The sequence below is a fragment of the Mesorhizobium sp. M4A.F.Ca.ET.050.02.1.1 genome, assembly GCF_003997725.1.
Lineage (GTDB): Bacteria > Pseudomonadota > Alphaproteobacteria > Rhizobiales > Rhizobiaceae > Mesorhizobium.
On sequence record NZ_RZSG01000188.1, the window covers coordinates 1 to 8,859 of the forward strand.

Below are 8,859 nucleotides of genomic sequence, written 5' to 3' on the forward strand. Positions count from 1 at the left end.
CGCCTGACCTGTATAATGAGGATCTGGCTCCGGCCAAGGTACGCAACTGGGGACCATTCTCGATCTTCAACGTGTGGACGTCCGACGTCCACAGCCTCTGGGGCTACTACCTGGCGGCGAGCCTGTTTCTCTTCTGCGGCGGCTTCGTCAACTTCATCATAGCCATCGGCATCGGTTCGCTCATCATCTACGTGCTGATGAACATGGTCGGTTATGCCGGCGTGAAGACCGGCGTGCCCTACCCGGTGTTGGCACGCGCTTCCTTCGGCATCTGGGGCGCCAACGTCCCCGCGCTGGTCCGGGCCATCGTCGCCTGCTTCTGGTACGGCGCGCAAACGGCGGCCGCCTCGGGTGCCATCGTGGCGCTGCTGACGCGACTGCAGTGGTTCGATGAGTTCAACAGGACTTCGCACCTTCTCGGCCATTCAACCCTGGAAGTGATCTGCTTCGTCATTATCTGGGCGCTGCAGTTGCTGATCATCCAGAAGGGCATGGAAACAGTGCGGCGGTTTCAGGACTGGGCCGGTCCGGCGGTGTGGGTGATGATGCTGCTCCTGGCGATCTATCTCTGCGTCAAGTCGGGGAGCTTTGCCTTCACCAGCGACATCCCGATGGATGTCCTGCGCGAAAAGACCGCCGATGCCGGCATTCCAGGCGATCCCGGCTCCTGGACGGCGCTCTTCGGCGTCGCGGCGATCTGGGTCACCTACTTCTCGGCGCTCTATCTCAACTTCTGTGACTTCGCCCGCTACGCGCCTGACAACGCGGCGCTGCGCAAGGGCAATATATGGGGCCTGCCGGTCAACCTGATCCTGTTCTCGCTGGTCGCCGGCGTCACCACGATTGCCGCCTACGATGTCTACCATGAGGTCCTGCTGCATCCCGACCAGATCTCGGCCAAGTTCGACAGCTGGTTCCTGGCGGCGCTCGCGGCGCTCACCTTCGCGGTGGCGACGCTCGGCATCAACGTGGTGGCGAATTTCGTCTCGCCGGCCTTCGACTTCTCCAACGTCTTCCCGCGCCAGATCAACTTCAAGAAGGGCGGCTACATCGCGGCCTTGATCGCGCTCGTGCTCTACCCCTTCGCGCCCTGGGAAGGCAGCGCCGCGCACTTCGTCGGCATCATCGGCGCGACGATGGGACCGATCTTCGGCGTGATGATGGTCGACTATTACCTGATCCGGAAGGGTGAGGTCGATGTCGAGGCGCTCTACCGCGAAGACAGCGAGTTCCGCTTCCAGGGCGGTTGGCACGTCAACGCCTTCATCGCCGCCGGCATCGGCGCGATCTTCTCCTCGATCCTGCCCAACTTCACCAGTTGGCTGCCGTCCTGGTGGGGTGTCTATGGCTGGTTCTTCGGCGTAGCCATCGCCGGCGCCGTCTACTACGTGCTGCGCACCATGGCGCTCGGCGCCGGCGCCAAGACGGCGAAGGCTTGAAATCAGGCAGTAGGCAGTAGGGCTTAGGGAATAGTTCCGCCTACTGCCTACTGCCTACTGCCTACTGCTCAACATCTCCGCCAGCCTGCGCACCGTGTTCCAGTTGCGCGAAGTACCGATGCCCATGCGCTTGTGATTGCTCGCCGCCAGCAGCCGTGAGCTTGGTCGCTCGCGCGAAAAGACGAGCCAGATGTCGCCGCCGACCGAAAGCACCTTTTCATCCTCGGCGGCATAGGCATCGAGCGCCGCGACGGCATCCGCCGGCGCAGGCTTGCGCATGACGCGCACCGCGACCTGATCGCCGGCATCGGCGGACTCGGCCGGGAACGGATTGCCGCTCGCGAGCTTCAGCCAGTCCTCGGCGCTGCGCACGATGATATCGACATGGCGGCCGAAGGTCTTTTCGAACGCTGCTTCGAGCCGTTGTTCGAGATCGGCGATTTTGGCCGCCCGCGCGTCGAAGACCAGGTTGCCCGTCGCCACCAGCGTCCGGACATTCTTCAGGCCGAGGCTCTCCGCCATCGCCTTGAGGTCGGACATGACGACGCGTCGCCCCTCGCCCAGGATGATGCTGTAGAGCAGCGCGACGTAGGTCCGCATCAAACGAGGCGCGACTGGTCCACCGCGGCCGAGATGAAGCTCGCGAACAGCGGATGCGGTTCGAGCGGCCGGCTCTTCAATTCAGGGTGATACTGCACGCCGATGAACCAGGGATGGTCGGGGTATTCGACCGTTTCCGGCAACACGCCGTCGGGCGACATGCCGGCAAAGACCAGGCCGCAATCCTCGAGCCGCTGCTTGTAGTCGATATTGACCTCGTAGCGGTGGCGGTGGCGCTCTGAAATCTGGGTGTCGCCGTAGATCTCGGCAATCTTGGAACCCTTGCTCAGCTCAGCCTGATAGGCGCCGAGCCGCATGGTGCCGCCGAGATCGCCGCTTGCCCTGCGCTTCTCCAGCATGTTGCCCTTCAGCCATTCGGTCATCAGGCCGACCACCGGTTCGTCGCTCGGACCGAACTCGGTCGACGAAGCATGCTCGACGCCGGCCAGCGAGCGTGCAGCCTCGATGCAGGCCATCTGCATCCCGAAGCAAATGCCGAAATAAGGCACCTTGCGCTCGCGGGCGAATTTCGCCGCCAGGATCTTGCCTTCCGAGCCGCGCTCGCCGAAGCCGCCGGGAACCAGAATGCCATGCACCTTTTCCAGCCACGGAGTCGGGTCTTCCTTCTCGAAGATCTCGCTCTCAATCCAGTCGAGCTTGACCTTGACGCGGTTGGCGAGGCCGCCATGCGACAGCGCCTCGATCAGTGACTTATAGGCATCCTTGAGGCCGGTGTACTTGCCAACGATGGCGATGGTCACTTCGCCTTCCGGATTGTGGATGCGATTGGAGAGCGCCTGCCAGGGCTCCATGCGCGGCTTCGGCGCCGGATCAATGCCGAAGGCGGCGAGCACTTCCGAATCCAGCCCCTCCTTGTGATAGGCCATCGGCACGTCGTAGATGTGCGGCACGTCGAGCGCCTGGATGACGGCGCTTTCGCGCACATTGCAGAACAGCGACAGCTTGCGGCGCTCTTCCTTGGGGATGGGCCGGTCGGCGCGCACCAAAAGAATGTCGGGCGCGATGCCGATGCCGCGCAACTCCTTGACCGAGTGCTGCGTCGGCTTGGTCTTCAATTCGCCGGCGGTCGGTATGTAGGGCATCAGGGTCAGATGCACATAGACCGCGTTGTTGCGCGGCAGGTCGTTGCCGAGTTGGCGGATCGCCTCGAGGAACGGCATGGCCTCGATGTCGCCGACCGTGCCGCCGATCTCGCACAGCACGAAATCGTAGTCGTCATTGCCGTCGAGGACGAAATGCTTGATCTCGTCGGTGACATGCGGAATGACCTGAACCGTGGCGCCGAGATAGTCGCCGCGCCGCTCCCGCTCGATGATGTTCTTGTAGATGCGGCCGGTGGTGATGTTGTCCTGCTGGTTTGCCGAGCGGCCGGTGAAGCGCTCATAATGGCCAAGGTCGAGGTCGGTTTCGGCGCCGTCATCGGTGACGAACACCTCGCCATGCTGGTACGGCGACATCGTGCCGGGGTCGACATTGAGGTAGGGATCGAGCTTTTTGATGCGCGCGCGATAACCCCGCGCTTGCAGGAGAGCCCCAAGAGCTGCCGCGGCGATGCCTTTTCCGAGTGAGGAAACCACGCCGCCAGTGATGAATACATATCGCGCCATGGGAGTCATCGCTTAACGCGGCCGGATTGATTCCGCCAGAGAAAAAACCGCCGCGAAGGCTTTTTCCCAAGAAGGCGCGAAGCCCCGAAGGGCAAGGAATAGTTTCAGTCAAAACAAAAAGGGCCGGCTGAGCCGGCCCTTTCGGCATGATGGCAAAAGCCTCAGATGATAACGACCTTGGTGCCGACCTTGACCCGGCTGTAGAGGTCCATGACGTGCTCGTTGATCATGCGGAAGCAGCCATTGGAGGCGCTGGTTCCGATCGACTGCGGCGCGATGGTGCCGTGGATGCGCAGGTGCGTGTCCTTCTTGCCGTCATAGAGATAGATAGCGCGCGCGCCGAGCGGGTTCTCGCCGCCACCGGGCATGCCGTCCTTGTACTGGCCGTAGTGCTTCGGTTCACGCTTCTGCATGTCGAGCGTCGGGATCCAGCGCGGCCATTCCTGCTTGTCGCCGACGGCGACCGTGCCCTTGAACTGCAGGCCTTCGCGGCCAACGGCAATCGCATAACGGCGCGCCGTGAAGGCGGATTCGACGAGGTAGAGACGCCGGGCGCTGGTGTCGATGACGATCGTGCCCGGCTCATAGCCGGTGAAAGTGACGTCCTGCGGCACGAATTCCGGCTTCACCTTGAACGGCTTCTTGGCGTCCTTCTTGGCGAGAGCCGAATCGAGGGCACGCGTCTCGGGCAGATAGCTGATCGATGACGACGATGAGCCGCCGAACAGTCCTGCGAATAGGCCACGGCTGCTCTGCTTCTGGCCGGGCGCCTCGCTGCGCAGCTCGCCATTGTTGCCGGTCAGCGCGACATTCATCGCCTCGGCCGGGATCGGCTCGGCCGACTGGATCGGTTCGACCGGCGCGATCGGCTCGATGATCTTGACAGTTTTCTTGCCGGGCTTGGCGTCGGCCACCTTCGTCTCGGCGGCGGACTGGCCCTTCTTTGCAAGCCATTCCTGACGGGCCGCGTCGGCCTTGGCCTTGGCTGCGTCGCGCATCGCCAGCTTGCGGGCTTCGAGCGCCTTGGTCCTGGCGGCTTCCTTGTCGGCCGCGATCTTGTCCTCGAGCTTGCTGATCTGGGCGAGATCGGCCGGAGTCGGGTTTTTCTTCTTCTTGAGAAGCTTCAGCTGCGTTGCGTCGCTTTTGACGGCGACATTGATGGCGCCGGTTATCTCGACTGATGGCGATGCGGCCATGTTTGCCGGCGTGCCGGCGAAGGCTGCGGAACTCATGCCGAGCACGGCAAAGAATCCCATGAAAATGAAGCTGCGAAGCTGCATGGCGAAGATCCGATCGTGTAATGCTTTGTTGCCACGGCGTCGCCCGGCGCCCCCCAAGGACGCCGAAAGTGCCGCGCGCAATGTATAATCGATCAGGCCACGACGCCTCAAGCGCGCCGTCAGGCTACGCCCGGTTGAATCTTCGTGAATGTGCGGCATTTGCCGCGACTGTGATCAAACGACAACAGATCGCGGCCCGATAAGCTTGCCTGGCTATTGGTTCGGAACCTGCGGTGTGACCGGCAAGGTGACGCCGTTGGCTGCCGGCGGGGTGGCCGGATTCGCTGGTGCCGGCGCAGGCGCTGTCGTCGCGGCGCCGTTGCCCGATGAGGGCGGCGTCGCCGATCCGCTGGCGGGTGCCGCCGGCGCCGTCGAGGTCGACGGAGCGGCCGGTGCGGTGGCGCCGGCCGGCGCGTTGCCCGGCAGCTGGTCGAGCACGCCCTTGCCGGCGTTGCTGGACGACGCCGGAGCGCGATCGAGGATGTCGATCGGCTTTTCGCCGTAGCGCGCCACGAGCGACAAGGTGAGAGACGTTGCAAAGAAGGCAGCCGCCAGGATCGCGGTCGCCCGCGTCAACGCATTGGCGGCGCCGCGCGCCGTCATGAAACCGGAACCGCCACCGATACCGAGACCACCGCCTTCGGAGCGCTGCAGCAGCACCACGCCGACGAGCGCGAGCACGACCATAAGGTGAATGACGATCAGTACGGTTTCCATAGTTTATCCTGGCAAGGCCTTGCGCGGCCGCGGATACGACCGGTGATTTGGAGGCGGCTCCTTACAATGCTTTAGCGGCATTTCCAAGCCCGTGGCCGGAATATGGGGAGCAATGCGCCCTTTGCAACGATTTCGGCCGCGCCGGCCGGCTGGCTCCGCGACTAGGAGATATTCAGATAGGCTTCGGCGATGCCGAGGAAATCCGCCGCCTTCAGGCTGGCGCCGCCGACCAGCGCGCCGTCGACATTGGCGACGCCGAGCAACTCGACAGCGTTGGACGGCTTGACCGAGCCGCCGTAGAGGATGCGTATCTTTGCGGCCGCGCCGCCAAGCACCTCCGTCAGCTTTGCGCGGATGTGCGCATGCGCCTCGGCGACGTCATCGGCGGTCGGCGTCAGGCCGGTGCCGATGGCCCAAACCGGTTCGTAGGCAATGACGGTGTTGGCCGCAGTGGCGCTTGTCGGCACCGAACCGGCGACCTGGCGCGACAGCACGTCGAGCGTCGTGCCTGCCTCGCGCTCGGCCCTTGTCTCGCCAATGCAGATGATAGCCACCAGCCCGGCCCGCCATGCCGCGGAGGCCTTGGCGTGGATGGTGGCATCGTCCTCGCTGAGATCGGCGCGGCACTCGGAGTGGCCGACGATGACGTGGCTGGCGCCGGCGTCCTTTAGCATCTCGGCCGAAATCCGTCCGGTGTAGGCACCGCTTTCCTTGGGATGGCAATCCTCGCCACCGGCCCGAACCGGGGTGCGCGAGAGGATTTCGGCGGCGTGCGAAAGCAGGGTCGCTGGCACGCAGACAAGCGCCTCCGTCTCGGCGTCGAGGCCGCTCATGAAGCCGTTGCCGATCATCCTCAGTTCGTTGAGCGAGGCGCTGGTGCCGTTCATTTTCCAGTTGCCGGCAACGAGCGGGCGGATTCCAGGCGTCATGGGCTTTGCTTCTCCAGGCGAGATTTGGCTTGCGCACTCACTATCAAAATCAGGCCACAAAGCAATCGACAGTGGACCGGAAGGGCGCTATTGCGCTTGTTTCAGACTCGGGCGCACGAAAAATGCGCAAAAATCGGAAGTAGGCATGCTTGGTATCTTGAGAAACGCGGCGGGCACCTGGGTCGCGAAGGCGTTGCTGTCTTTGCTGGTGATCAGCTTTGCCGTCTGGGGTATTTCGGGGCGTCTGTCGGGAACTTTGGGCGGCCATCATTCCGTGATCACAGCCGGCGGCACGGCGGTTTCGATCAACGAATACCGCCTCGCCTACGACCGCCAGATCAGCGTCATGTCGCAGCAGTTCGGCCAGCGCATCACGCGCGAGCAGGCGCAGGCCCTCGGCATCGACAACCAGGTGCTGGCGCAGCTCGTTTCGGGCGCGGTGCTCGACGAGCAGGCCCGCAAGCTCGGACTTGGTCTGTCCAAGGACCGGCTCGCCGAACTCACGCGCGAGGATCCGGCCTTCAAGGGGCCAAGCGGCCAGTTCGACCGCAGGACGTTCGAATACCTGCTGCGCCAGATCGGCATGCGGCCCGAGGACTATCTGAAGAATCGCGCCCAGGTTGCGGTGCGCCAGCAGATCGTCGAGGCGGTTTCGGACGGCCTCAAGGCTCCGCAGACCTTCCTCAAGGCGGTCGCGCTCTACCGCGGCGAGGATCGCACCATCGACTATCTGACCTTGCCGAAGACGCTGGTCGAGCCGATCGAGGCGCCGTCTGACAGCGTGCTCCAGACCTATTTCGACGCCAACAAGAAGGCATATGCGGCGCCCGAATACCGCAAGTTCTCCTATGTCAGGCTCGAACCGCAGGACATCATGGACCCGACCGCGGTGACCGATCCGCAGATCAGCGACGACTACAACAAGAACAAGGGGCGCTACACGACGCCCGAGATGCGCACCATCGAGCAGCTGGTGTTTAAGACGCCGGACGCGGCCAAGGCCGCGTTCGATTCGCTGAAAGCGGGCGCGACTTTCGACAAGCTCGTCACCGCCGAGGGCAAAACCCAGGCCGACACGCTGCTTGGCACGCTCGCCAAGGACAAGATCGCCGACAAGGCGGTGGCCGACGCGGCCTTCAAGCTCGCCGCCAACGAGGTCAGCCCCGTCGTCCAGGGCGCCTTCGGCCCGGTGCTCCTGCGCGTCACCGAGATCAAGCCGGAGGTGGTGAAGCCCCTGGCCGAGGTGTCCGACCAGATCCGCAAGGACCTGGCGCTCGGCGAGGCCAGCCGCATCCTGCTCGACGTGCACGACAGCTACGAAGACACGCGCGCTTCCGGCAGTTCGCTTGCCGACGCCGCCGCCAAGCTGAAGCTCAAGGTCGTCACCGTCGACGCGATCGACCGCACCGGCCAGCGGCCAGACGACACCATCGTCAAGGACCTGCCGGAGTCGGCGGATCTCATCAAGGCGGTGTTCGTCGCAGAGCCCGGCACCGAGAATGAGGGCCTGACCACCGCCGACAACGGCTTCGTCTTCTACGAAGTCGGATCGATCACGCCGGCGCGCGACCGCACGCTGGATGAAGTCCGCCAGAAGGTGGTGGCCGACTGGACGGCGGCGGAAACGGAAAAGCGGCTTGCCGCCAAGGCGGACGAGCTCGAGAAGCGGCTCAAGGCCGGGGCCACGCTCGATGTGATCGCTGGCGAACTCAAGCTCGAGAAGCAGACCAAGCGCGGCCTGAAGCGCGAAGCCGATGACGCCGATTTCGGCAAGGAAGGCGCCGCCGAGATGTTCGGTGTCGGCGAAGGCGGCACCGGGCTGATCCCCTCGCCCACCGGCGACGGACAGATCCTCTACAAGGTGGCTGAAGTCTTCGAGCCGGCCGGCGCCGATGCCAGCTCCGTGCCTGACGACGCGCAGAAATCGTTCACTGCCGGCATGTCGGACGACCTGCTCGACCAGTTGGTGGCGCAGTTGCAAACGCAATACGACGTCCGCATCGACCAGACCGCCGTTACCCAGGCGCAGGCCCGATGAGCGCGCTGAAGAGCCATATCGCCAAGGTGGCGGCAGGCACCCCTCTCTCGTTCGAGGAAGCGCGCGAGGCGTTCGAAATCATCATGTCTGGCGACGCGACGCCCGGCCAGATCGGCGGCTTCCTGATGGCGCTGCGCGTGCGCGGCGAGGCGGTGAGTGAGATTTCCGGCGCCGTCGCCACCATGCGCGCCAAGATGCTGCGCGTCGAGGCTCCGCACGGTGCCATCG

7 protein-coding genes and 1 pseudogene are annotated in these 8,859 nt (G+C 64.1%); 3 read left to right on the plus strand and 5 right to left on the minus strand.

The annotated features are described in order from the left end of the window. Positions 1 to 8: 8 nt before the first annotated feature. The gene (locus EOA33_RS14860; protein WP_245482338.1) at positions 9 to 1,439 is read left to right on the plus strand and encodes an NCS1 family nucleobase:cation symporter-1; all 1,431 of its coding nucleotides are present in this window, start codon (positions 9 to 11) and stop codon (positions 1,437 to 1,439) included. A gap of 54 nt (positions 1,440 to 1,493) precedes the next feature. On the opposite strand, the gene EOA33_RS14865 is transcribed toward EOA33_RS14860, so the two are convergent. The 5 genes from EOA33_RS14865 to tpiA all read right to left on the minus strand — a co-directional run bounded on the left by EOA33_RS14865 (position 1,494) and on the right by tpiA (position 6,593). Beyond that, positions 1,494 to 2,039 carry a DUF1697 domain-containing protein gene (locus EOA33_RS14865; RefSeq protein ID WP_127405953.1) on the minus strand — a complete coding sequence of 182 codons (546 nt, stop codon included), beginning with the start codon at positions 2,037 to 2,039 and terminating at the stop codon, positions 1,494 to 1,496. Further along, entirely contained in the window at positions 2,039 to 3,667 is a 1,629-nt protein-coding gene (locus tag EOA33_RS14870; RefSeq protein WP_189375277.1) for a CTP synthase, read from the minus strand. The genes EOA33_RS14865 and EOA33_RS14870 overlap by 1 nt, the downstream gene beginning before the upstream one ends. Before the next feature lie 161 nt (positions 3,668 to 3,828). Continuing rightward, complete coding sequence (locus EOA33_RS14875) at positions 3,829 to 4,947, minus strand: L,D-transpeptidase (protein ID WP_126054485.1); 1,119 nt, start codon at positions 4,945 to 4,947, stop codon at positions 3,829 to 3,831. 213 nt (positions 4,948 to 5,160) lie between these two features. Next, positions 5,161 to 5,664, minus strand: coding sequence for a preprotein translocase subunit SecG (secG, locus tag EOA33_RS14880; RefSeq protein ID WP_126054484.1), 504 nt, complete (start codon positions 5,662 to 5,664; stop codon positions 5,161 to 5,163). Positions 5,665 to 5,825: 161 nt separating this feature from the next. Next, positions 5,826 to 6,593 (minus strand): triose-phosphate isomerase, encoded by a 768-nt coding sequence (gene tpiA / locus EOA33_RS14885; protein ID WP_127405955.1) that lies wholly within the window; start codon positions 6,591 to 6,593, stop codon positions 5,826 to 5,828. A 145-nt stretch (positions 6,594 to 6,738) separates the two neighbouring features. On the opposite strand from tpiA, the gene EOA33_RS14890 reads away from it, so the two are divergent. Continuing rightward, positions 6,739 to 8,631 carry a SurA N-terminal domain-containing protein gene (locus EOA33_RS14890; RefSeq protein ID WP_127405956.1) on the plus strand — a complete coding sequence of 631 codons (1,893 nt, stop codon included), beginning with the start codon at positions 6,739 to 6,741 and terminating at the stop codon, positions 8,629 to 8,631. Beyond that, positions 8,628 to 8,859 (plus strand): annotated as a pseudogene (locus EOA33_RS14895) (anthranilate phosphoribosyltransferase); the annotation flags it as partial. The gene EOA33_RS14890 and the pseudogene EOA33_RS14895, both read left to right, overlap by 4 nt.